The sequence below is a fragment of the Bacteroides sp. OM08-11 genome, from assembly GCF_003438665.1.
GTDB classification, from domain to species: domain Bacteria; phylum Bacteroidota; class Bacteroidia; order Bacteroidales; family Bacteroidaceae; genus Bacteroides; species Bacteroides cutis.
This window is the reverse complement of the sequence record NZ_QSTJ01000005.1, coordinates 227729-251733: the sequence shown is the minus strand read 5'-3', so window position 1 is coordinate 251733 and position 24005 is coordinate 227729. Positions and strand designations below refer to the sequence as shown.

22 protein-coding genes are annotated in these 24005 nt (G+C 36.7%); 20 read left to right on the top strand and 2 right to left on the bottom strand.

All coding sequences use genetic code 11. The annotated features are described in order from the left end of the window. The first annotated feature begins 159 nt into the window (after nucleotides 1–159). From tsaD to DXC10_RS11130, 19 genes are all read left to right on the top strand, one after another. On the top strand, nucleotides 160–1179 hold the full coding sequence (gene tsaD / locus DXC10_RS11220; RefSeq protein ID WP_117737889.1) for a tRNA (adenosine(37)-N6)-threonylcarbamoyltransferase complex transferase subunit TsaD: 1020 nt from the start codon (nucleotides 160–162) through the stop codon (nucleotides 1177–1179). A gap of 27 nt (nucleotides 1180–1206) precedes the next feature. Then, nucleotides 1207–1674 (top strand): CinA family protein, encoded by a 468-nt coding sequence (locus DXC10_RS11215; RefSeq protein ID WP_117737888.1) that lies wholly within the window; start codon nucleotides 1207–1209, stop codon nucleotides 1672–1674. Nucleotides 1675–1795: 121 nt separating this feature from the next. Continuing rightward, nucleotides 1796–2056, top strand: a complete 261-nt coding sequence (gene rpmB / locus DXC10_RS11210) for a 50S ribosomal protein L28 (RefSeq protein ID WP_002560154.1) — start codon at nucleotides 1796–1798, stop codon at nucleotides 2054–2056. 21 nt (nucleotides 2057–2077) lie between these two features. Next, nucleotides 2078–2266, top strand: a complete 189-nt coding sequence (rpmG, locus tag DXC10_RS11205; protein WP_117737887.1) for a 50S ribosomal protein L33 — start codon at nucleotides 2078–2080, stop codon at nucleotides 2264–2266. 15 nt (nucleotides 2267–2281) lie between these two features. Then, entirely contained in the window at nucleotides 2282–2440 is a 159-nt protein-coding gene (locus DXC10_RS11200; protein ID WP_005777897.1) for a DUF4295 domain-containing protein, read from the top strand. Between the two features lie 148 nt (nucleotides 2441–2588). Next, nucleotides 2589–3548, top strand: coding sequence for a signal recognition particle-docking protein FtsY (gene ftsY, locus DXC10_RS11195; RefSeq protein ID WP_117737886.1), 960 nt, complete (start codon nucleotides 2589–2591; stop codon nucleotides 3546–3548). Then, complete coding sequence (rimO, locus tag DXC10_RS11190; protein WP_117737885.1) at nucleotides 3545–4843, top strand: 30S ribosomal protein S12 methylthiotransferase RimO; 1299 nt, start codon at nucleotides 3545–3547, stop codon at nucleotides 4841–4843. Before ftsY ends, rimO begins: the two co-directional genes overlap by 4 nt. Before the next feature lie 79 nt (nucleotides 4844–4922). Beyond that, entirely contained in the window at nucleotides 4923–5195 is a 273-nt protein-coding gene (locus tag DXC10_RS11185) for an HU family DNA-binding protein (RefSeq protein WP_101542787.1), read from the top strand. Nucleotides 5196–5220: 25 nt separating this feature from the next. Further along, a complete protein-coding gene (locus tag DXC10_RS11180; RefSeq protein WP_101542788.1) occupies nucleotides 5221–6516 on the top strand; it encodes an HU family DNA-binding protein in 1296 nt (431 codons plus the stop codon). A gap of 192 nt (nucleotides 6517–6708) precedes the next feature. After that, nucleotides 6709–7704: a MoxR family ATPase gene (locus tag DXC10_RS11175; RefSeq protein ID WP_101542789.1), complete on the top strand. Its 996-nt coding sequence runs from the start codon at nucleotides 6709–6711 to the stop codon at nucleotides 7702–7704. A 176-nt stretch (nucleotides 7705–7880) separates the two neighbouring features. Next, nucleotides 7881–8750, top strand: coding sequence for a DUF58 domain-containing protein (locus tag DXC10_RS11170; protein ID WP_101542790.1), 870 nt, complete (start codon nucleotides 7881–7883; stop codon nucleotides 8748–8750). Nucleotides 8751–8757: 7 nt separating this feature from the next. Further along, the gene (locus DXC10_RS11165) at nucleotides 8758–9831 is read left to right on the top strand and encodes a hypothetical protein (RefSeq protein WP_101542791.1); all 1074 of its coding nucleotides are present in this window, start codon (nucleotides 8758–8760) and stop codon (nucleotides 9829–9831) included. Nucleotides 9832–9921: 90 nt separating this feature from the next. Continuing rightward, nucleotides 9922–10905 (top strand): VWA domain-containing protein, encoded by a 984-nt coding sequence (locus DXC10_RS11160; protein ID WP_117737884.1) that lies wholly within the window; start codon nucleotides 9922–9924, stop codon nucleotides 10903–10905. Nucleotides 10906–10989: 84 nt separating this feature from the next. Continuing rightward, the gene (locus tag DXC10_RS11155) at nucleotides 10990–12018 is read left to right on the top strand and encodes a VWA domain-containing protein (protein ID WP_101542793.1); all 1029 of its coding nucleotides are present in this window, start codon (nucleotides 10990–10992) and stop codon (nucleotides 12016–12018) included. After that, nucleotides 12015–12722, top strand: a complete 708-nt coding sequence (locus DXC10_RS11150; protein ID WP_117737883.1) for a tetratricopeptide repeat protein — start codon at nucleotides 12015–12017, stop codon at nucleotides 12720–12722. Before DXC10_RS11155 ends, DXC10_RS11150 begins: the two co-directional genes overlap by 4 nt. A 22-nt stretch (nucleotides 12723–12744) precedes the next feature. Next, nucleotides 12745–14571, top strand: a complete 1827-nt coding sequence (locus tag DXC10_RS11145; protein WP_101542795.1) for a BatD family protein — start codon at nucleotides 12745–12747, stop codon at nucleotides 14569–14571. Nucleotides 14572–14587: 16 nt separating this feature from the next. After that, on the top strand, nucleotides 14588–15418 hold the full coding sequence (locus tag DXC10_RS11140) for a tetratricopeptide repeat protein (protein ID WP_180949191.1): 831 nt from the start codon (nucleotides 14588–14590) through the stop codon (nucleotides 15416–15418). 199 nt (nucleotides 15419–15617) lie between these two features. Continuing rightward, a complete protein-coding gene (locus tag DXC10_RS11135) occupies nucleotides 15618–15899 on the top strand; it encodes a DNA-binding protein (protein ID WP_180949185.1) in 282 nt (93 codons plus the stop codon). A gap of 83 nt (nucleotides 15900–15982) precedes the next feature. Next, nucleotides 15983–17113, top strand: a complete 1131-nt coding sequence (locus tag DXC10_RS11130; RefSeq protein ID WP_101542798.1) for a universal stress protein — start codon at nucleotides 15983–15985, stop codon at nucleotides 17111–17113. A gap of 151 nt (nucleotides 17114–17264) precedes the next feature. On the opposite strand, the gene DXC10_RS11125 is transcribed toward DXC10_RS11130, so the two are convergent. Together DXC10_RS11125 and gyrA are read right to left on the bottom strand one after the other, a co-directional pair. Then, on the bottom strand, nucleotides 17265–18479 hold the full coding sequence (locus DXC10_RS11125; protein ID WP_101542799.1) for a tetratricopeptide repeat protein: 1215 nt from the start codon (nucleotides 18477–18479) through the stop codon (nucleotides 17265–17267). A 31-nt stretch (nucleotides 18480–18510) separates the two neighbouring features. Next, nucleotides 18511–21033: a DNA gyrase subunit A gene (gene gyrA / locus DXC10_RS11120; protein ID WP_101542800.1), complete on the bottom strand. Its 2523-nt coding sequence runs from the start codon at nucleotides 21031–21033 to the stop codon at nucleotides 18511–18513. Nucleotides 21034–21444: 411 nt separating this feature from the next. On the opposite strand from gyrA, the gene DXC10_RS11115 reads away from it, so the two are divergent. Further along, nucleotides 21445–23973: an ATP-dependent Clp protease ATP-binding subunit gene (locus DXC10_RS11115; RefSeq protein WP_101542801.1), complete on the top strand. Its 2529-nt coding sequence runs from the start codon at nucleotides 21445–21447 to the stop codon at nucleotides 23971–23973. The last annotated feature ends 32 nt before the right edge of the window (nucleotides 23974–24005 follow it).

The window sequence follows — 24005 nt, the reverse complement described above, 5'->3', positions numbered from 1 at the left end:
GATATATAGTCCCAATACTATACCGAGTACCCAACGTACTGTCTTTTTCAGCGTTCTGATAGGCGATTAATTTTATTTAGCCAACAAAAATATGAAATAATACGTTATCGATACTACTTTTATCACTACTTTTGCAGCGTTTAAACGTAAATAAACACTATGAGTACAATAATCTTAGGAATAGAATCCTCCTGTGATGACACTTCAGCAGCGGTCATCAAAGATGGTTATCTGCTTTCGAATGTAGTGGCCAGCCAGGCTGTTCATGAAGCATATGGTGGGGTAGTACCTGAACTGGCTTCCCGTGCACATCAACAAAATATTGTTCCGGTAGTACACGAAGCATTGAAACGTGCCGGAGTGACAAAAGAAGAATTAAGTGCAATAGCCTTTACACGTGGTCCCGGATTGATGGGGTCTCTATTGGTAGGAGTATCGTTCGCTAAGGGATTTGCACGTTCTTTGGGTATTCCAATGATAGACGTTAATCACTTGACAGGTCATGTGTTAGCTCATTTTATTAAAGCAAAAGACGAAGAGAATAGACAGCCCGATTTTCCATTCCTTTGTTTGCTGGTTTCCGGTGGAAATTCGCAGATTATTCTGGTTAAGGCTTATAATGATATGGAGATTTTAGGGCAAACGATTGATGATGCCGCAGGCGAAGCCATTGATAAATGCTCCAAAGTAATGGGACTGGGATATCCAGGGGGACCAATCATAGATAAGCTGGCACGTCAGGGAAATCCGAAAGCTTTTACATTCAGTAAACCTCATATTCCGGGGTTGGATTACAGCTTCAGCGGATTGAAGACTTCCTTTCTCTATTCTCTACGTGATTGGATGAAGGATGATCCTGATTTCATCGAGCATCATAAGGTGGATTTAGCCGCTTCATTGGAGGCTACAATTGTAGATATTTTAATGGATAAGTTACGCAAAGCTGCCAAGCAATATAAAATCAATGAAATAGCGGTTGCCGGTGGTGTTTCTGCCAATAATGGTTTGCGTAATGCATTCCGAGAACATGCCGAAAAATATGGTTGGAATATCTTTATTCCTAAATTCAGCTATACAACCGACAATGCTGCAATGATTGCTATTACAGGATATTTCAAGTATTTGGATAAAGAATTCTGTCCAATGGAGGCACCTGCTTATTCGCGCGTTAGTTTATAAAAATAAGGCCATATAATATAATAAGGTATGAAACCGGAAGAGGAAATAGGAATATTGTTGAAAACAAAGAATTTCTCCCTTTCCACCGCAGAAAGTTGTACAGGTGGCGGGATCGCTACTTTGATAACGTCCGTTCCGGGTAGTTCGGAATACTTTAATGGTGGTATCGTAGCATATTCCAACGAAGTAAAGATGTCTCTGCTTCATGTCTCTGCCGATACCTTGGAAAAATATGGAGCCGTGAGCCGTGAAACCGTAACTGAGATGGTGAAAGGTGCGATGAAAACGCTGAAAACAGATTGCGCGGTAGCGACATCGGGAATTGCGGGTCCCGGAGGAGGAACTCCCGAGAAGCCGGTAGGAACTGTCTGGATAGCTGCTGCCTATAAAAATGAAATTGTCACTATGAAACAGGAAGGAGACTGCGGAAGAGCGGGAAATGTTCAAAAAGCTATCCAAAATGCTCTTTTATTACTTCTTGACATACTAAAATGAGGAAAAATTGCTATCCTACAGTGAATTATTTTAGGAAAAACTTGTTTGGTAACGATAAAAGTACTTACTTTGCGCTCTGTTTGAAAGAAGTATAGATAAAAACTATAAAATAAAGATAGAAATGTCGAAGATTTGTCAAATTACCGGAAAGAAAGCCATGATTGGCAACAATGTTTCACACTCAAAGAGAAGAACTAAGAGAACCTTTGATTTGAACTTGTTTAACAAGAAGTTCTACTATGTAGAGCAAGATTGCTGGATCAGCCTGAGCCTGTGTGCTGCTGGTTTACGTATTATTAATAAAAAAGGACTGGACGCTGCTTTGAATGATGCAGTAGCTAAAGGTTATTGTGATTGGAAAACCATTAAAGTAATTGGTTAAACGTAGAGGAGATACTGAATTATGGCAAAGAAAGCAAAAGGTAACAGAGTACAGGTGATTCTGGAATGCATAGAACACAAAGATAGCGGTATGCCGGGAACTTCTCGTTATATTACGACGAAGAACAGAAAGAACACTACCGAAAGATTGGAGTTGAAGAAATACAACCCGATCTTGAAGAGAGTAACAGTACATAAGGAAATTAAATAATAAGAGTATAACCCCATGGCAAAGAAAACAGTAGCAAGTTTGCACGAAGGTTCTAAAGAAGGTCGTGCTTATACCAAGGTTATCAAGATGGTTAAGTCTCCGAAGACAGGTGCTTACATCTTCGATGAACAAATGGTTCCTAACGAAAAAGTACAAGACTTTTTCAAGAAATAAGATTAACATAGCGACCGTAAGGCGCTGATAATTTATAAAAAAATCCCCTTATCGGTAGTCCGGTAAGGGGATTTGTTATATCTTTGCAGAAAAGCGAGAATAGGTCGTACTATTTATACGTAAAAAGCATTGTACAAACAATAAGAATATGGGATTTTTTAGTTTTTTCTCCAAGGAAAAGAAGGAAACGTTAGATAAAGGATTATCTAAGACCAAAGAAAGTGTATTCGGTAAGATAGCCCGTGCCGTGGCTGGAAAATCGAAGGTAGACGATGAAGTGTTGGATAATCTCGAAGAAGTACTGATAACTTCTGATGTAGGTGTAGAAACAACATTGAAAATAATTGAACGCATTGAAAAGCGTGCCGCTTCAGAGAAATACATGAATGTGCAGGAGTTGAACACAATTTTGCGCGATGAAATCGCTGCTTTACTCACGGAAAACAATTCGGATGATGTGGATGACTTTGAAGCTCCCATTATGAAGAAACCTTACGTTATCATGGTAGTTGGTGTGAACGGGGTAGGTAAGACTACTACAATTGGCAAATTGGCATATCAATTCAAAAAAGCTGGTAAATCCGTTTATTTAGGGGCGGCGGATACCTTCCGTGCCGCTGCTGTGGAACAATTGATGATTTGGGGCGAGCGGGTAGGTGTGCCTGTAGTAAAACAAAAAATGGGAGCCGATCCTGCTTCTGTAGCTTTTGATACACTAAGCTCTGCCGTAGCCAATAATGCCGATGTGGTAATTATAGATACCGCCGGACGTCTTCATAATAAAGTAGGCTTGATGAACGAGCTCACAAAAATAAAGAACGTAATGAAGAAAATCGTACCGGATGCACCGAACGAAGTATTACTTGTTTTGGACGGTTCTACTGGGCAAAATGCTTTTGAGCAGGCTAAGCAATTCACATTAGCTACCGAAGTCACGGCAATGGCGGTAACCAAACTCGATGGTACAGCGAAAGGCGGTGTTGTCATCGGCATTTCCGATCAATTCAAAATTCCAGTAAAATATATTGGTTTGGGTGAGGGTATGGAAGATTTGCAAGTATTCCGTAAAAAGGAATTTGTCGATTCACTGTTTGGAGAAAATACATGAGAAAGAAAACAATAGATATCATTACTTTAGGATGTTCTAAAAATTTAGTGGATTCTGAGCATCTGATACGTCAGTTGGAAGAAGCCGGTTATCACGTTACTCATGATGCCGAACGTCCCAAAGGACAAATTGCCGTTATCAATACTTGCGGTTTCATTGGCGATGCAAAGGAAGAATCCATCAATATGATTTTAGAATTTGCACAGGCCAAAGAGGAGGGAACACTAGAAAAACTCTATGTGATGGGATGCCTTTCGGAACGTTATCTAAAGGAGTTGGCTATCGAAATTCCGCAGGTTGACAGATTTTACGGTAAATTCAATTGGAAAGAATTGCTTCAGGATTTAGGTAAAGCCTATCATGAAGAACTCCATATAGAGCGTACTTTGACTACTCCCAAACACTATGCTTATCTGAAAATATCAGAAGGATGTGACCGTAAATGTTCTTATTGTGCCATTCCTATTATTACCGGAAAACATGTATCACGCCCAATGGAAGAAATTCTGGATGAGGTGAGGTATTTGGTTGCCCGTGGTGTGAAAGAATTCCAGGTTATTGCACAGGAGCTGACTTATTATGGAGTAGATTTGTATAAAAAACAAAGGTTACCCGAACTCATCGAACGTATTTCTGAAATACCGGGTGTAGAGTGGATACGTCTGCATTATGCTTATCCGGCACATTTTCCGATAGATTTATTTCGTGTGATGCGTGAGCGTTCCAATGTATGTAAATACATGGATATTGCATTGCAACATATTAGTGATAATATGTTGGAAAAGATGCACCGCCATGTGACAAAAGCTGAAACCTACCGTCTAATCGAGAAATTCCGGGAAGAAGTTCCGGGAATTCATTTGCGCACTACATTGATGGTAGGACATCCCGGTGAAACGGAAAAAGACTTTGAGGAGTTAAAAGAATTTGTCCGTAAGGTCCGTTTTGATAGAATGGGGGCTTTTGCTTATTCCGAAGAAGAAGGTACATACGCGGCAGCGAATTATGAGGATACTATTCCACAGGAAGTGAAACAAATACGTTTAGATGAATTGATGGCGATTCAACAAGGTATTTCTGCAGAATTGAGCGCAGCAAAAGTAGGACAAAAAATGAAAGTAATTATTGATCGCCTAGAAGGAGATTATTACGTGGGACGTACGGAATTTGACTCTCCTGAAGTTGACCCTGAGGTCTTGATCGAATGTAAAGATAATACATTACTTATAGGTAACTTTTACCAAGTAGAGATAATAAACTCCGATGATTTCGACCTTTTTGGACGAATTATTTAAATATTTTTCCCGAACTTCTTGTGTATGTGAGGAAGATTTGCTAATATAGCAACATATTTCTAAATTAATTACTTGGACTTTGAATAACAAAGAATTTACTTCTGAATTGTCACGGAGACTGGGGTATACCGTGAAAGATACTTCGGATTTAGTTACATCTTTACTGTCGGACATGATCCGGCAGTTGGAAGAAGGGAATGTTATTTCCGTACAGGGATTTGGTACATTCGAAGTTAAGAAAAAATCCGAACGTATTTCCGTTAATCCGACAACAAAACAACGGTTATTGGTACCTCCTAAATTAGTACTGACATATAAACCTAGTACACTGTTGAAAGATAAGTTTAAGTAATTTTCCTTTTAATTGTCCTCGCATTATGAATGAAAAGTTAAACATACAGAACTTGATTGATTTGCTAGCTGAAAAGCATGGCATGAGCAGAAAGAATGCAGACAGTTTTGTGAAAGAATTCTTTCTGTTGATTGAAGAATCTCTAGAAAAGGATAAATATGTGAAGATAAAAGGGTTGGGCACTTTCAAGCTGATTGCTGTAGAGAGTCGCGAAAGTGTCAATGTCAATACGGGAGAACGTTTTGAAATACAGGGACATACCAAAGTTTCTTTTACTCCGGAACCCACTTTGAAGGACATTATCAATAAGCCGTTTGCACACTTTGAAACGGTTGCTTTGAATGATAATACAGTGCTTGAAGATACCCCATTGGATACTGATAATGAGGACGATGAGGAAGTTGAACAAAAAGGAGTTCCTTCCAACATTGATACGAAAATTCAGGAAGCTGAGATTAAGAAAGAAATTCCGATTATTGCGGAAGTAAAAGAGGTGCAATTTGTCAAACCTAAAAACGATAAGGAAGGGACTATTGAATTTATAGAAAAAACAGCTGTAATTTCCTCAGAAGTTGTTTCTGCTTCTAAGGAAACTAAAAATATTCCTGAAGAACTCGAAAATGAGAAGCAACAAGTTGCTGAAATAATTCCAGAAACTTTTACTGATGTTGTCAAACAGAAACTAAAATCGAAAATTGAGTCGGAGATAACTTCTGAAACGATACTAGACCAGCCAAATACAAAACAATCGGAACCGATCGTGAGGGAAGGTGAGGAGTCTTCTACGATGAAATATTTTATAGGTATCGTCGTTTTCGTGGTACTATTATGTTCTGGCGCCGTGATATTTATGTATTATCCTGATTTGTTCGATAGTTCATCTTCAAAGTCTGTTAGAGAAACAATGATGAAAGAAAAAGTAGAAAAACCTATTGATCAAAGAACATTAACCGATAGTCTTTCTCCAAAAGATGTTGTTCAACCGGCTCAAAAAGATACTGTAGCTGAAATTTTAACTTCAACTTCTCAGCAAAAAAATACTCCTAAAGAGAATGTAGCAGTATCTGTTCCTCGAAAAGAACAAAAGAAATCTGCGGTGATACCTTTCAAGCCTGATTCTGTAGGATATACCATCGTTGGAACAGAGACTACCTATACTATTAAAGAAGGCGAGACGTTAACGAGAATAGCACTTCGATTTTATGGAACAAAGGCTTTATGGCCATATATAGTAAAACATAATCCTGGTGTTATCAAAAATCCGGATAATGTACCTTTTGGTACCACAATTAAGATACCGAAACTTGTAAAGAAGCAGTAAAAAAATACTGCTTCTTTTTTTGTTAAGTACTAAACTCTATGAAAGTAGTTTAATCTAAAGGTTTCACATTGTTTTTTAATAAAAATTAGTTGGTATGGTTAATTTATTCCCGTACTTTTGGGAGCGAAAAAATAATTACCGGCTATGAAACCGGATAAACGAGGAAATTAAACATTAAAAATAGATTGATTTATGGCTGAAACAATTGATATCCGCGAACTGAACGAGCGGATTGAAAGACAAAGTGCTTTCGTTACCAATCTCATCACAGGCATGGACCAGGTTATTGTAGGACAAAAACACCTGGTAGAATCATTGTTAATTGGTTTGCTGTCTGACGGACATGTATTATTGGAAGGTGTACCCGGTTTGGCAAAAACTTTAGCTATCAAGACATTGGCTTCATTGATCGACGCGCAATATAGCCGTATCCAATTTACTCCGGACTTGCTGCCTGCCGATGTTATTGGTACAATGGTTTATAGCCAGAAAGATGAAACTTTCCTGGTAAAGAAAGGTCCTGTTTTTGCCAACTTTGTTTTGGCGGATGAAATTAATCGTGCTCCGGCCAAGGTACAGAGTGCCTTACTAGAAGCTATGCAAGAACGCCAAGTTACTATCGGCAGAGAAACGTTTAAATTGCCTGAACCTTTTCTGGTACTTGCTACTCAAAACCCAATTGAACAAGAAGGTACTTACCCATTGCCTGAAGCGCAGGTAGATCGTTTTATGTTGAAAGTCGTTATTGACTATCCAAAGCAGGAGGAAGAAAAACTAATTATCCGTCAGAATATCAATGGCGACAAGTTTAATGTAAAGCCTATTTTAAAAGCTGACGAAATTTTAGAAGCCCGTAAAGTTGTTCGTCAGGTCTATCTGGATGAGAAAATTGAGAAATATATTGTAGATATCGTATTTGCTACTCGTTATCCCGAGAAATATGATTTGAAGGAATTAAAGGATATGATCGGTTTTGGCGGATCACCCCGCGCATCTATCAATCTGGCATTGGCTGCACGTAGTTATGCTTTCATTAAACGTCGTGGTTATGTTATCCCTGAGGATGTTCGCGCCGTAGCACATGATGTTCTGCGCCATCGTATTGGTCTGACATACGAAGCAGAAGCAAGTAATATGACTTCTGATGAGATTGTAAGTAAAATATTGAATAAGATTGAAGTGCCTTGATGTAAATAAATATCGTAATATCAGGACGAAAATCCAAGAATGATTTACCTATTTTACTAAAAAAGTAAAGAAAGATTTACTAAATTTAGCCGATGTTTTAGTAAAAAAGGAAGGGAAATTAGTAAATGGTTTTTGTTACGTGATATATACCTGTTTATTAAATTATGTATTACTGAATGGAAACTACTGATTTGTTAAAAAAAGTCCGTCAAATTGAGATTAAAACCCGCGGATTATCCAACAATATCTTTGCTGGCCAGTATCACTCGGCTTTCAAGGGTAGAGGTATGGCATTTTCCGAAGTACGAGAGTATCAGTTTGGCGATGATATACGTGACATTGACTGGAATGTGACTGCACGCTTCAATAAACCTTTTGTTAAGGTGTTTGAAGAAGAACGCGAACTGACCGTAATGTTATTGATAGATGTTTCCGGCAGTTTGGAATTCGGTACAATAAAGCAGATGAAGAAAGATATGGTCACGGAGATTGCTGCAACATTGGCTTTCTCCGCTATCCAGAATAATGATAAAATAGGTGTCATCTTCTTTTCAGACCGGATTGAGAAATTTATTCCACCTAAAAAAGGACGTAAGCACATACTTTATATCATTCGTGAGTTGATCGATTTCCATGCAGAAAGTCGCCGAACAAATATTCGTTTGGGATTAGAGTATCTGACGAATGTAATGAAACGTCGTTGTACAGCTTTTATTCTATCTGACTTTATAGACCAGGAAAATTTCAAGAATGCCATGACTATCGCCAATCGTAAACATGACCTTGTTGCTATACAAGTATACGATCGTCGCGTAGAGGAATTACCTGCTATAGGCTTAATAAAAATTAAGGATGCTGAAACTGGTCATGAACAGTGGATTGACACTTCTTCGCATGCCGTGCGCCGTGCACATCATGATTGGTGGGTGAATAAACAAGTGGAATTAAACGAAACATTTACCAAGAGTAATGTTAACAATGTGTCGGTACGTACCGATCAGGACTATGTCAAAGCATTAATGAATTTGTTTGCAAAACGAAATTAATCGGAAGATGAAAAGATATTTATTTCTGATAACACTGTTGGTTGCATGGTCGGGCAGAGCAGGAGCTCAGTCAGTAACGGTAGATGCGACAATAGATTCTTTGCAAATTCTAATCGGAGAACAGGCAAAGATTAAATTGCAAGTTTCGCTAGATACTGACAAACGGGCTATTTTTCCTGTCTATACCGATACGTTGGTAAAAGGAGTGGAAATTATTGATATAGCCAAACCTGATACGCAGATGTTGAATGATGGTAGGCGTTCATTGATAACTCAAGAATACACAGTTACTTCATTTGACTCAGCACTTTATTATCTGCCTCCTATGGAGGTGCTTGTGGATAATAAAGGCTACCGTTCCAAGGCATTGGCCCTGAAAGTATATTCAATGCCAGTAGATACGTTGCATCCCGATCAGTTCTTTGGACCTAAGACTGTGATGCAGGCTCCTTTTGCTTGGGAAGATTGGTATGTAAGTATCTCTTGCGGAATATTGTTTATTCCTCTACTTCTATTATTGATCTATCTGATAAAGCGTATACGTGATAATAAGCCAATTATACGAAAGGTAAAAGTAGAACCTAAATTACCGCCACATCAATTGGCAATGAAAGAAATCGAGCGTATTAAAGATGAAAAAGCATGGCAAAAAGGACTATCGAAGGAATATTATACAGAACTGACAGATACCATTCGTACATATATTAAGAACCGTTTTGGTTTTAATGCTCTGGAAATGACGTCTTCTGAAATCATTGATAAATTATTGGAAATAAAGGATAAAGAAGCGATAACTGATTTACGCTCATTATTTCAAACTGCTGATTTGGTGAAATTTGCCAAACATAACCCAATGATGAACGAGAATGATGCTAATTTGATTAATGCAATTGACTTCATCAATGAAACTAAAGAGAAAGAAGATGAGAATGCTAAACCACAACCAACAGAAATTACTATCATTGAGAAACGTTCTTTACGTACCAAAATATTGCTCGGTGCAGGTATTGTGCTATTGGCCATCGCTCTTATAGGTTCGCTTATATATATAGGTTTAGAACTGTATAACTATTTTGCTTAATTATACTTCAATCGGAATCATATACATTAATAAAGAAATGAATGAGTTTTTGAGTGAAGCTAAATTTTAAATCGTTAAATCATAAATATCATGGTTTTTGCCAATATTGAATATTTATTTTTACTACTGTTGCTTATACCTTATATAGTATGGTATATCATGAAGCGGAAGAATAGTGAAGCCACTCTTCAGATTTCGGATGCTCGTGTGTATGCGCATACCCCTAAAAGTTATAAGAATTATTTGCTACATGTACCGTTTGCGCTTCGGATCATTGCTTTGATATTGATTATCCTTGTTATGGCACGCCCGCAAACCACTAATAGCTGGCAAAATAGTGAAGTTGAAGGTATTGATATTATGCTGGCTATAGACGTTTCTACCAGTATGTTAGCCGAGGACTTGAAACCGAACCGTTTAGAAGCGGCTAAAGAAGTGGCAGCAGAATTTATAAATGGACGTCCGAACGACAATATAGGTATTACTTTGTTTGCTGCGGAAAGTTTTACTCAATGCCCACTAACGGTAGACCATGCCGTACTTTTAAACCTGATTAAGGATGTGAAATGTGGACTTATAGAAGATGGAACGGCAGTAGGTATGGGTATAGCTAATGCTGTGACTCGTTTAAAAGATAGTAAGGCAAAGTCTAAAGTCATTATTCTTTTAACGGATGGAACTAATAATAAAGGGGATATCTCTCCGTTAACAGCTGCCGAAATTGCAAAGAGTTTTGGTATTCGTGTTTATACTATCGGTGTGGGCACTAATGGTATGGCTCCATATCCTTACCCAGTAGGTGGAACTGTGCAATATATAAATATGCCAGTTGAGATAGATGAAAAAACATTGACTCAAATTGCCGGTACTACAGATGGTAATTATTTCCGTGCCACCAGTAACTCTAAATTAAAAGAAGTTTACGAAGAAATAGATAAGTTGGAGAAAACAAAACTAAATGTAAAAGAATATAGTAAACGTCAAGAAGAATATCAGTGGTTCGCACTGGCAGCTTTTTTATGTGTATTATTGGAAGTTTTGTTACGTAACTCTGTTTTAAAAAAGATACCATAAAATTATTATTTGCGCATCTTCTTTATGTTATATCATTATATAACCGGATTATAAATTGTAAATTACTAAATTGTAAATAGAAAGATGTTTCGATTTGAAGAACCTGCATATTTGTACTTGTTACTATTGTTGCCATTTTTGGCAGCTTTCTACTTGTACTCCAATTATCTGAGACGAAAAGCGATCCGTAAGTTCGGCGATCCTATACTAATGGCACAATTAATGCCTAATGTTTCTAAATATCGTCCGGATGTAAAATTTTGGATGGTATTTGCTGCTATTGGATTATTTTCCGTATTGTTAGCACGTCCACAGTTTGGTTCAAAACTTGAGACTGTGAAACGCCAAGGAGTAGAGGTGATGATTGCATTGGATATATCTAATTCTATGCTGGCACAAGATGTACAGCCTAGTCGCTTGGAAAAAGCCAAAAGACTAGTGGCACAATTGGTTGACAAAATGGAAAATGATAAAGTAGGTATGATTGTTTTCGCCGGTGATGCATTTACACAATTGCCTATCACAAATGATTATATTTCAGCTAAAATGTTTCTAGAAAGTATTGATCCCTCTTTAATATCTAAGCAAGGTACGGCTATCGGTGCTGCCATTAATTTGGCATCCCGTAGTTTTACACCTCAAGAAGGGGTAGGACGAGCTATTATTGTTATTACAGATGGTGAAAATCATGAAGGTGGAGCAATCGAGGCTGCCAAGGCTGCTACAGAAAAAGGTATTCAAGTCAATGTTTTGGGAGTTGGTATGCCTGATGGTGCACCTATCCCAGTAGAAGGTACGAATGATTATCGTCGTGACCGGGAAGGCAATGTTATTGTTACCAAACTAAACGAACAGATGTGTCAGGAAATAGCAAAAGCTGGTAATGGTATATATGTACGTGTAGATAATACGAATAGTGCACAAAAAGCAATTAGCCAAGAAATTAATAAAATGGCTAAAGCTGATGTAGAAACACAAGTTTATACGGAATTTAATGAACAATTCCAAGCAATAGCATGGATTATTCTGCTATTGCTGCTTGCCGAAATGCTGATAATGGAACGTAAAAATCCACTGTTCCGCAATATTCATTTGTTCTCTAATAAGAAATGATACGTATGTTACAGAAAAAATATATTGGAATGGTTTTGCTGTTATTAACAGCAGTATCTGTATCGGTTTCTGCACAGAAAGCGGAACGTGATTTTATCCGTAAGGGAAACCGTTTGTTTAAAGATAGTGTGTATGTGAATGCAGAAGTAAACTATCGGAAAGCTTTAGACGTAAACCCAAAGTCAACCGTTTCTATGTATAATCTAGGAAATACTTTGACTGAGCAAAATAAATTGGAAGAAGCCATGGAACAATACGTAGGGGCGACAAAAGTTGAAAAAAATAAAGATAATTTGGCACAAATTTATCATAATATGGGAGTTATATTCCAGTCGCAGAAAGATTATGCAAAAGCTGTAGAAGCTTACAAAGAATCTTTGCGTAACAATCCCAAAGATAATGAAACTCGATATAATTTAGTATTGGCTCAGAAATTGTTAAAAGATCAGCAACAAAACCAGAACCAAAACCAAGATCAAAATAAACAGGATCAACAACAGGATAAAAAAGACCAAAATAAGCAAGATCAACAGCAAAAACAAGATCAACAACCCCAACAATCTGAAAAGAAAAACAATGAAATGTCTAAAGAAAATGCGGAACAGTTGTTGAATTCTGTCATGCAAGATGAAAAAGATGTACAGGATAAAGTAAAAAAGCAACAACAAGTTATCCAAGGACATCGTTTAGAAAAGGATTGGTAATAAATATAATAGGAAATAATATATGAGAAAAATAGTTTTCTTATGGATAGTATTGATAACGGTCAGTGTGCATACCTTTGCTGATGGAAAGGTGACATTTACCGCGTCTGCTCCTGATGCAGTAGCAGTGGGTGATCAGTTTAGGTTATCATATACAGTGAATACGGAGAAAGTAAGAGACTTTCGGGTTGCTTCTATTAAGGGATTTGATGTTTTAATGGGTCCAAGCCGTTCCTACAGTATGCAAAGTATTAATGGAGTGAAAACAGAAAATCTCACATTTACTTATATTTTAATGGCTACAGCCGAAGGTAATTTCACAATTCCCAGTGCAACTATAACGGTTGATGGTAATCAGATGGTATCCAATGCTGTACACATTAAAGTATTACCAGCTGATCAGGTTAATTCATCAGGAAACAGTAATAACAAAAGTGGCGGATCTGCCAGTCGTCCTTCTTCCGGTACAGCAATATCCAATAACGATTTATTCATTACGGCTACTGCCAATAAAACTACTGTTTATGAGCAAGAAGCTCTCTTGTTGACATATAAGATATACACATTGGTTGATCTTCGTATGTTTGACAATGTGAAGTTACCTGATTTTAAAGGTTTTCACTCACAAGAAGTGGAATTGCCCAACGACAGAAGATGGGGATTGGAGCATTATAAAGGTAGAAATTATCAAACCACAATTTATCGCCAGTTTGTACTATTTCCCCAACAATCAGGTAAACTTACTATTGATGCTGCTCGTTTTGATGCTTCTATCGCTAAAGCAACACAAGTATCCGATCCGTTTGAAGCTTTCTTCAATGGTGGTAGTAATTATGTAGAAGTCAAAAAGACTATAATGACTCCGCAACTGACAATTGACGTAAAACCATTACCTGTCGGTAAGCCTGCCGAGTTTTCAGGAGGGGTAGGTGAGTTTAATATTACTTCTTCTATTAACACAACAAACATCAAAACAAATGATGCTGTTACCGTAAAATTGGTTATTTCTGGTACAGGTAATTTGAAACTTCTTTCTACTCCGGAGATTAAATTTCCGGAAGACTTTGAAGTTTATGATCCGAAAGTAGATAATAAGTTCCGTCTGACCAACGCAGGATTGTCTGGAAGTAAAGTAATTGAATATCTGGCTATTCCACGGAATGCGGGCACATACAAAATTCCTGCCGTAAACTTCAGTTACTTCGATATTAATTCTAATTCATACAAAATATTGACTACGGAAGAATATGAATTGCATGTAGAAAAGGGTGCAGGGAATGCGGTACAGACTATTGCGAATTTTACGAATAAAGAGGATTTAAAGATATTAAACGAGGATATTCGATATATTAAACAGAATGAAGTAACTCTTTCTCAAAAAGGCGACTTCTTCTTTGGTTCATGGTTGTACTGGTTATTTTATTTGATACCGGGAGTAGCATTTATTACATTCTTTATTATATATCGTAAACAGATTACTGCCAATGCTAATGTAGCAAGAATGCGTACAAAGAAAGCAAACAAAGTAGCAGTAAAACGTATGAAACTAGCTGGTAAACTGCTGGAAGAGAATAAAAAGGATGCATTCTATGATGAAGTATTGAAGGCTCTTTGGGGATATATCAGTGATAAATTAAATATTCCTGTTTCTCGTTTATCAAAGGATAATATCGAAGAAGAACTTTGTAATTATGGAGTGGATGATACTCAAATTAAGGAATTCATTGATGCATTGAATAATTGCGAATTTGCCCGTTTTGCTCCTGGTGATGATAATCAGGCTATGGATAAGGTTTATTCTGCTTCTTTGGATATTATCAGTAAAATGGAAAACTCAATTAAACATTAACCAGGAGGGCATAATGATGAAAAAAATATTGTTTTTTACCCTTACTTTAGTAATGGCATTGGTTGCTTTTGGACAGAACTTGACAGATACACTACAACTGACTGACAGTACTGTTGGCACACGTGTTGCCGAATTTTCTGCTGCAAGACAAGAAAGAAACGTGACAAAAGCTGAAGGAGATAGTGCCTATATACATAATGACTTTGCTTCAGCGATTCAAATTTATGAGAATTTGTTAAAGAAAGGTGAAGCTGCAGAAGTATATTATAATCTTGGGAATAGTTACTATAAAGCTGATGATATTGCAAAAGCAATATTAAATTATGAACGTGCTTTACTATTGCAACCGGGTAATGCAGACATTCGTGCAAACTTAGAAATAGCACGTTCTAAAACGATTGACAAGGTAGTTTCAGTACCTGAAATATTCTTTGTAGCTTGGATAAAGTTCTTGATTAACAGTCTGAGTGTAGATACTTGGGCTAAATTAGGGATAATTTTTTTCATTCTGTTATTAGTCTCCTTTTCTCTTTTTTTCTTTTCCAAACAAATTGTATGGAAAAAGACAGGTTTTATAACAGGAAGTATTTTTCTAGTTTTTGTGGTAGTAAGTAATGTCTTTGCATCAGAACAAAAGAATGAATTGATGAATCGTAATCAGGCTATAATCTTATCACCTAGTGTAACAGTACGTAGTACTCCTAGTGAAAGTGGTACTAGTTTGTTCATTTTACATGAAGGACATAAAGTTGAAATTAAAGACAATTCAATGCGTGAATGGAAAGAAATCCGTTTAGAGGATGGTAAAGTAGGATGGGTACCTACTTCCACAATAGAAATAATTTAAAACAACCAATTATAAGAAAACACGACACTTATGAAGTACAAAAAGAACTAATTTTTTGTACTTCATAAGTGTCGTGTTTTCATTTTAAGTAATGTAAATATCGAATTTGAAAAATACATGTAAATAATTTGTTTTATCCTTTTTTTTTCTTAAGTTTATAGCGTGATAATAAAAATACAGGGTATTAACCATTAAATTTATGAATATGAGAACAATAACATTTAATGAACTTCGTAAAATTAAAGACGCATTACCTAGCGGTAGTATGCATAGAATAGCCGATGAACTTGGACTTAATGTAGATACAGTGAGAAACTTTTTCGGTGGACATAATTTTAAAGAAGGTAAAAGTGTAGGGATTCATTTAGAGCCTGGTCCTGATGGTGGTTTAGTAATGATTGATGATACTACTGTCCTTGATCGAGCATTAATGATTTTAGATGAGATAGCTAATAAAACAATAGAACCTGTTCAAGCTTAAGAAAAAATAAAAAGATCCCAATTGGTTTAATAAACAATTGGGATTTCTTGTTTGTTTAAAAATACAATAAAATAAATAGGCTTATGGAAGATAAATTAGTTACATTAGCAATTCTAACGTATGCAAAAGCACAGATATTGAAGAATGTCCTCGAAAATGAAGGTATTGAAACTTACATTCATAATGTAAATCAAATACAACCAGTGGTATCTTCTGGTGTCCGAGTCCGTATCAAAGAAAGTGATCTGCCCCATGCCTTGAAAATTACTGAGAGCTCTGTCTGGTTATCTGAAGAGGTAGTAGGAGGGAAGCCTCCTAAAGTAGAAAATATAAGTAATAAGGTCATAATTCCAGTTGATTTCTCTACTTATTCAATGAAAGCATGTGAATTCGGTTTTAATTTTGCACAAAATATTGGTGCAGAGGTTATCTTATTACATGTTTATTTTACACCTATTTATGCAACATCTTTACCTTATGGCGATGTTTTTAATTATCAGTTAGGTGATGAAGAAAATGTAAAAAGTATTTTACAAAAGGTACATTATGACTTAAATATCTTATCTAATAAAGTAAAAGAAAAAGTTACTTCCGGTGAGTTACCTAATGTTAAGTATACGTGTGTGTTACGTGAGGGTATTCCTGAAGAAGAAATTCTTAGATATGTTAAGGAATACCATCCAAGAATTATTATTATGGGTACACGTGGCAAAAACCAAAAAGATATTGATTTAATTGGAAGTGTAACAGCCGAAGTTATCGAACGTAGTCGTGTGCCAGTTCTTGCAATTCCAGAAAATACACCATTTAAACAATTTGCTGAAGTAAAACGCATTGCTTTTATAACAAATTTTGATCAACGAGACTTAATAGCATTTGATTCATTAATAAATAGTTTGAAACCATTTCATTTTTCCGTATCTTTAATTCATCTTGCTGATATAAAAGATACTTGGAATGAAATAAAGTTAGGTGGTATTAAAGAATACTTTCAGAAACAATATTCACAATTAGAAATTCATTATGATATTGTGAAGAATGATGATTTCCTTAATAGTTTAGATAAATATATCAAAGCTAATAACATTGATATTATAACTATAACATCTTATAAACGGAATATATTCTCACGCTTATTTAATCCCGGTATTGCCAGAAAAATGATTTTTCATTCTGATACACCTTTATTGGTTATTTATGGTCGACCAAGCTGAAAAATTAAGCCTTTACAATTAAACGAATATCATGATTATGTTTAATATATTTAGGAGATAATTTTTTGTCTCCTATTTTTCTTTTATACTACTAAAAAAACCTAATCAAATAAACTTTGATTAGGTTTTTAAGATATTTATCAAGAAAACATTATTGCATCATCTTCTCAATTTCATCAAATTCCGGTCCCATTTGCAAATTGTAATATACTCTGTACAAACCATTCAACCACAAATCTTTTTGGTCTGGTTTCAATTGTCTTGCTTTCTCATAATAAGGTTTTGCATTTTCATAGAAAGTCTTTAATGTATTCTGATCTTCTTTATATTTAGGATCGTTTACATCAGTAGTAGCTTTTTCTGAAAAGTCTTGAGCTTTCAGACAATAAATTAAACCCAAGTTAGAATATGCTTCAGCATAAGTTGGATCTACTTCAATAGTCTTTTTGTAGAATTCGATAGCTTTATCATACTCCTTCATATTGTGATAAAGATATCCTTTTACATACAAATAAAATGTATTATTAGGATCCTTTGCTAACATATCATCAGCAAATTGCATTGCTTCATCATATTTATTGTTGTTGCTATAATAATCAATCAAATGACCGAAAAAGAATGAATGCTCAGGATACTTTTGGATACCTTCTTTCAAAGATGCAACCCATTTAACAGTATCTCCTTGAGCTTTCAAAGCAGTAGAAATAAATTCCATAGCATATTTTCCTACTTCTTTGTCATTTTGAGCATAAGGAGCATATTTCAACACACTAGGATAATCTCCCATTTTAGCAGCTGCTAAACTTGCATAATATGCAATTTGAGGTAATACAGTATCAGTCTGTTGCAAGTTTTCTTTCTCAAACATCGGATGTGCAGCAATATCAACATAGGTAGCAAAGAATTCAAGAGCTTCTTTGTTCTTGTCCAAGTTAAAGAACTGAATACCACCATTAATCAAATTCGGACGTGCAGCCAAGATAGCAGCAGAATTAGGCTTTCTATATTTGTTCTTAATTTTACCTTTCTCATTAGGTTTTTGTGCCAATTCGTCACATTTAAAATAGTACTTACACATATTTAATGCACTATTATACACTTTAAGGGTATCATAAGGCTTTCTTAAATATGCACTTTCCATTTCTTTTTCATTGATTCTCTTCTGAATAAAGCCTGCTACATCCCATGTATCAGCATTGTCCTTTGTTTCAGAATTAGTCAAGGCTCCGTTGATAAGTTGCTCTGCTTTTGCAAAGTCCGGTTTTACTTCATTAGCAATACTTTTGGCTTCTTTCACAGTCTTCTCTTGTGCGAAAGTAAATCCTACCGCAAGCAGTAAAACCATTGAAAATAGTACTCTTTTCATGATTGTAGAAAAATTTAAATTAATATTATGTCTATTCTTCATTTTCGTTATTTATTTCTTTATTTTCCGGCTGCTGCATGATACTTTCTTCTATAAGTTCTTCCTCGCTTTCTGAGGTTACCTTACATACAGAACCGATTTCATCATTACGCTTTTCGAGGTTAATTAAACGTACTCCCTGAGTAGCACGCCCCATAATACGCACATCTGCAACTTTCAGGCGAATAGTAATTCCCGATTTATTGATAATCATTAAATCATTTTCATCTGTTACAGATTTAATTGCTACCAATTTACCGGTTTTATCTGTGATGTTCATAGTCTTTACACCTTTACCACCACGATTTGTCTTACGATAATCCTCAATATCAGAACGTTTTCCATAACCTTGTTCAGATACTACCATGATAGTCTCTGTTTCAGGATCTTTAATACAAATCATTCCGATAACTTCATCTTGTCCATCTTCATCAAGTGTCATACCACGCACACCTGTAGCAGTACGTCCCATAACCCGCACAGCACTTTCATGGAAACGAATAGCACGACCATTACGATTAGCTATGATAATTTCATTATCTCCATTAGTCATGCGAACTTCAATCACACGATCATCTTCACGTATGGTAATAGCGTTCACACCATTTTGACGAGGACGTGAATATTGTTCAAGTAATGTCTTCTTAATAATGCCATTCTTGGTACAGAATAATACATAGTGACTATTAATGAAATCTTGATCATTCAAATTCTTGACACGCAAATATGCATTTACAGCATCATCAGAATCAATATTTAATAGGTTCTGAATGGCACGTCCCTTAGAATTCTTAGTACCTTCAGGAATTTCATATACTTTTAACCAATAACATTTACCTTTCTGCGTAAAGAACATCATTGTGTTGTGCATTGTTGCAGGATAGATATGTTCTACAAAATCCTCATCACGAGTTTCAGTACCCTTAGAGCCTACCCCACCACGGTTTTGTGCACGGAATTCACTCAATGGAGTACGTTTGATATATCCCATATGCGAAATGGTAATAATCATTTCATCGTCTGCATAGAAATCTTCTGGATTAAATTCCTCCGATGAATAAACAATTTCAGAACGACGTTCATCTCCATATTTCTCTTTTATTTCGATTAACTCATCCTTAATAACTTTACGACACAACTCATCGTTTACAAGAATTTCCTCTAAGTATGCTATCTGTTTCTGAATTTCTTCATACTCAGCGTGAAGTTGATCCTGCATCAGTCCAGTCAATTGACGCAAACGCATTTCAACAATAGCACGAGATTGAATTTCGCTTAATTGGAAACGTTCCATCAAACCTGTTATGGCATCATTCGGAGTTTTAGCAGCACGAATAATCTTAATTACTTCATCAATATTATCTGATGCAATAATCAATCCTTCCAGAATGTGAGCACGCTCTTTAGCTTTACGCAATTCATATTGTGTACGACGAATAACTACATCATGGCGATGCTCTACGAAGTATTTTATTAAGTCTTTCAGATTTAACAGACGAGGACGTCCATGCACAAGTGCCACATTGTTTACACCGAACGAAGTCTGCAATTGAGTCATCTTATAAAGCTTGTTCAATACTACGCTGGCATTGGCATCACGTTTCACGTCTATAACAATACGCATCCCTTCACGGTCAGACTCATCATTGGCATTGGTAATACCTTCAATTCTCTTTTCGTTGGCTAAATCAGCAATATATTTAATTAACTCTGCTTTATTGACACCGTAAGGAATTTCCGTTACTACAATCTTGTCATGTGTCGAACCGGTTTCAATTTCAGCTTTAGCACGCATGATAACACGCCCACGTCCCGTAAGATAAGCCTCACGCACACCACTCATACCATAAATATAACCTCCGGTCGGAAAATCAGGAGCTTTCACATAAGTCATCAGTTCTTCAACATCAATATCATTATTATCAATGTATGCAATACAAGCATTGATAACTTCAGTCAAATTATGTGTCGGCATATTAGTTGCCATACCTACGGCGATACCTGATGCTCCATTTACCAAAAGATTTGGAATACGAGTCGGCATAACAGTTGGCTCCAACAAAGAATCGTCGAAATTACTTTGCATATCAACTGTTTCTTTATCAAGATCCTGCATCATTTCTTCACCGATTTTTTGTAAACGGCACTCGGTATAACGCATAGCAGCTGCACTATCACCATCTACTGAACCGTAGTTACCCTGTCCGTCTACAACCATATATCGCATAGCCCATGGCTGTGCCATACGAACCAGCGCGCCATATACGGAAGAATCGCCATGAGGGTGATATTTTCCTAATACTTCACCTACAACTCTAGCTGATTTTTTATAAGGTTTATCCGACGTATTTCCCAATCCCATCATTCCGAAAAGGATTCTTCTGTGAACGGGTTTAAAACCATCTCTAACATCCGGAAGGGCACGCGAAACAATGACCGACATAGAGTAGTCAATGTACGATGACTTCATTTCCTCCTCGATGTTAATCTTTATAATTCTGTCTTGTTCAAGCATTTAAAAAGATTATTAATTATACATTTTAGGGTTTGTGAAAAACCACGCTAAAGTACTGCTTTTTTACGATATACAAAAGTTTTCATCTATAAACTTTGTTGCCATTGTGCACAATTTCGCTTTATACTTTTTTATAGCGTGTAGCCATTTCCTGACGAGCTGCCTATCAACTCATACATATACCAACAAACACCCACACTTGGTCCGTTTTCCTCTTTAAAAACGTTTATATATGAAGCGAAAACCTGTTTCTAATCTAGCAGCTGTATATAATAATATGTATAAAACAAAAACACTCTTTATTTGTGGCATAAGATTTGTACAGTAATAAATTGAATTATATGATACATGAATTTAATTAATACGTATCTTTGTATATAATAACCTTTTAATTGAGGAGAAATAATAAGTATGAACAATCAATTTTCACAAAGAGTTTCGGATATCATCACTTATAGCAAAGAAGAAGCCAATCGATTGAGGAATAGATATATTGGTCCTGAACACCTCCTACTCGGTATGTTGCGAGACGGTGGAGGGAAAGCTATTGAAATTATGATGAAACTCGATATAGATTTAAAACAGGTTAAGAGTCGTTTAGAGAGCTTCTTAAAGGATGCGGAAGATGATACTCTTTTGCCTGATGCAGATGTGCCCCTATCTCCAATGGCTGCCAAAATATTAAAAATGTGTATATTGGAGGCTCGTCTATTGAAGAGTGCAACTGCAGATACCGAACATGTATTGCTGGCTATTTTGAAAGATGGAGATAATTTGGCTGCGACAGTTTTGGAAGAGAACCAGATAAACTATCAGTCTGTATTCGAACTGCTTTCGATGAAATCTACCAATCCTAATGCAGGAATGGGATTTACGGAAGACGATGAAGAAGATGAAGAAGATATGAATATGTCACGTTCTTCGCGTGATTCCGCTAATGGTCCATCATCATCTGCACAAACAACTTCTAAGAAACCATCCAATGATACTCCTGTATTGGATAATTTCGGTATGGACATGACTCATGCCGCCGAAGAAGGGAAATTAGATCCAGTGGTGGGTCGTGAACGAGAGATCGAACGTCTGGCACAAATTTTGAGTCGCCGCAAGAAGAACAATCCAGTGTTAATTGGTGAGCCGGGAGTCGGTAAATCTGCTATTGTAGAAGGGTTGGCATTACGTATCGTGCAGAAAAAGGTATCACGTATCCTGTTTGACAAACGTGTGGTAATGCTTGATATGGCATCTGTTGTAGCCGGAACAAAATATCGTGGTCAATTTGAAGAACGTATCCGTTCTATAATCAATGAATTACAGAAAAATCCGAATGTCATTCTTTTTATCGATGAAATCCACACAATCGTAGGTGCCGGTGCCGCAGCCGGTTCCATGGATGCTGCCAATATGCTGAAACCGGCTTTAGCACGTGGTGAAATACAATGTATTGGTGCTACTACACTCGATGAATATAGAAAAAACATCGAAAAAGACGGTGCCTTGGAACGTAGATTTCAAAAAGTAATTGTAGAACCTACCACTGCTGAAGAAACTCTTCAGATATTGAAAAATATCAAAGAAAAATACGAAGATCATCATAATGTGAATTATACGGACGAAGCTCTGGAAGCATGTGTCAAGTTGGCAGACCGTTATATCACAGACCGCAACTTCCCCGATAAGGCTATCGATGCCCTGGATGAAGCTGGTTCACGCGTACATTTGACAAATATCAACGTTCCTAAAGAAATTGAAGAACAAGAAAAGTTGATAGAAGAAGCACGCAATCTAAAGGCTGAAGCTGTAAAATCGCAGAATTTTGAACTTGCGGCCAGCTATCGTGATCGTGAAAAAGAACTGTCCGCGCGTCTGGATGAAATGAAAGATGAATGGAAAGCTCGTTTAAAAGATAATCGTCAAACTGTAGGAGAAGAAGAAATAGCAAATGTCGTATCCATGATGTCCGGTGTGCCTGTACAGCGTATGGCACAGGCAGAAGGACTGAAGCTCGCAGGTATGAAAGAAGAATTGCAAGCCAAAGTCATTGCTCAGGATGCCGCTATTGAGAAATTGACCAAAGCTATTCTGCGAAGTCGTGTGGGATTGAAAGATCCGAATCGCCCTATCGGTACGTTTATGTTTCTTGGCCCTACTGGGGTTGGTAAAACACACTTGGCAAAACAGTTGGCCCAATACATGTTTGGTTCCAGCGATGCATTGATACGTATCGATATGAGTGAGTACATGGAGAAATATACCGTATCTCGTATGATTGGTGCAGCTCCGGGATACGTCGGCTATGAAGAAGGTGGGCAGCTGACTGAGAAGGTGCGCCGTAAACCTTATTCCATAGTCTTGTTGGACGAAATAGAGAAGGCTCATCCGGATGTGTTCAATATCCTGTTGCAAGTATTGGATGAAGGACGTCTGACTGACAATTATGGCAGAACCATTGACTTCAAGAATACGGTCATCATTATGACTTCAAATATCGGTACCCGACAATTGAAAGAGTTTGGTCATGGTGTAGGTTTTACTGCACAAAGCCGTACTGACAATAATGAACATTCTCGTGGCGTGATACAGAAAGCCTTGAACAAGACTTTCGCTCCCGAGTTCCTAAACCGTCTCGATGAAATCATTACTTTCGATCAGCTTTCATTGGATGCTATTACTAAAATTGTCGATATCGAGCTGAAAGGATTATTTGAACGCGTTGAAGCTATTGGATATAAATTAGTTGTAGATGAAGACGCTAAAAAATTCCTTGCTTCCAAAGGTTATGATGTACAGTTTGGTGCACGTCCTTTGAAGCGTGCCATCCAGAATTATCTGGAAGATGGACTTTCTGAACTAATTGTATCATCCGGTATACAACCGGGAGATACCGTAAATATCTCCGTAGATAAAGAGAAGGATGAATTGAGTATCAAGAGAGCATAACAGTCCTTTCGATAAAAAACCGTCAAAATGTC

Bases quoted from the DNA above. Each gene is read 5' to 3' on its own strand.
- tsaD (WP_117737889.1), top strand. From the start codon at position 160: ATGAGTACAATAATCTTAGGAATAGAATCCTCCTGTGATGACACTTCA.
- DXC10_RS11215 (WP_117737888.1), top strand. From the start codon at position 1,207: ATGAAACCGGAAGAGGAAATAGGAATATTGTTGAAAACAAAGAATTTC.
- rpmB (WP_002560154.1), top strand. From the start codon at position 1,796: ATGTCGAAGATTTGTCAAATTACCGGAAAGAAAGCCATGATTGGCAAC.
- rpmG (WP_117737887.1), top strand. From the start codon at position 2,078: ATGGCAAAGAAAGCAAAAGGTAACAGAGTACAGGTGATTCTGGAATGC.
- DXC10_RS11200 (WP_005777897.1), top strand. From the start codon at position 2,282: ATGGCAAAGAAAACAGTAGCAAGTTTGCACGAAGGTTCTAAAGAAGGT.
- ftsY (WP_117737886.1), top strand. From the start codon at position 2,589: ATGGGATTTTTTAGTTTTTTCTCCAAGGAAAAGAAGGAAACGTTAGAT.
- rimO (WP_117737885.1), top strand. From the start codon at position 3,545: ATGAGAAAGAAAACAATAGATATCATTACTTTAGGATGTTCTAAAAAT.
- DXC10_RS11180 (WP_101542788.1), top strand. From the start codon at position 5,221: ATGAATGAAAAGTTAAACATACAGAACTTGATTGATTTGCTAGCTGAA.
- DXC10_RS11175 (WP_101542789.1), top strand. From the start codon at position 6,709: ATGGCTGAAACAATTGATATCCGCGAACTGAACGAGCGGATTGAAAGA.
- DXC10_RS11170 (WP_101542790.1), top strand. From the start codon at position 7,881: ATGGAAACTACTGATTTGTTAAAAAAAGTCCGTCAAATTGAGATTAAA.
- DXC10_RS11165 (WP_101542791.1), top strand. From the start codon at position 8,758: ATGAAAAGATATTTATTTCTGATAACACTGTTGGTTGCATGGTCGGGC.
- DXC10_RS11160 (WP_117737884.1), top strand. From the start codon at position 9,922: ATGGTTTTTGCCAATATTGAATATTTATTTTTACTACTGTTGCTTATA.
- DXC10_RS11155 (WP_101542793.1), top strand. From the start codon at position 10,990: ATGTTTCGATTTGAAGAACCTGCATATTTGTACTTGTTACTATTGTTG.
- DXC10_RS11150 (WP_117737883.1), top strand. From the start codon at position 12,015: ATGATACGTATGTTACAGAAAAAATATATTGGAATGGTTTTGCTGTTA.
- DXC10_RS11145 (WP_101542795.1), top strand. From the start codon at position 12,745: ATGAGAAAAATAGTTTTCTTATGGATAGTATTGATAACGGTCAGTGTG.
- DXC10_RS11140 (WP_180949191.1), top strand. From the start codon at position 14,588: ATGAAAAAAATATTGTTTTTTACCCTTACTTTAGTAATGGCATTGGTT.
- DXC10_RS11135 (WP_180949185.1), top strand. From the start codon at position 15,618: ATGAATATGAGAACAATAACATTTAATGAACTTCGTAAAATTAAAGAC.
- DXC10_RS11130 (WP_101542798.1), top strand. From the start codon at position 15,983: ATGGAAGATAAATTAGTTACATTAGCAATTCTAACGTATGCAAAAGCA.
- DXC10_RS11125 (WP_101542799.1), bottom strand. From the start codon at position 18,479: ATGAAAAGAGTACTATTTTCAATGGTTTTACTGCTTGCGGTAGGATTT.
- gyrA (WP_101542800.1), bottom strand. From the start codon at position 21,033: ATGCTTGAACAAGACAGAATTATAAAGATTAACATCGAGGAGGAAATG.
- DXC10_RS11115 (WP_101542801.1), top strand. From the start codon at position 21,445: ATGAACAATCAATTTTCACAAAGAGTTTCGGATATCATCACTTATAGC.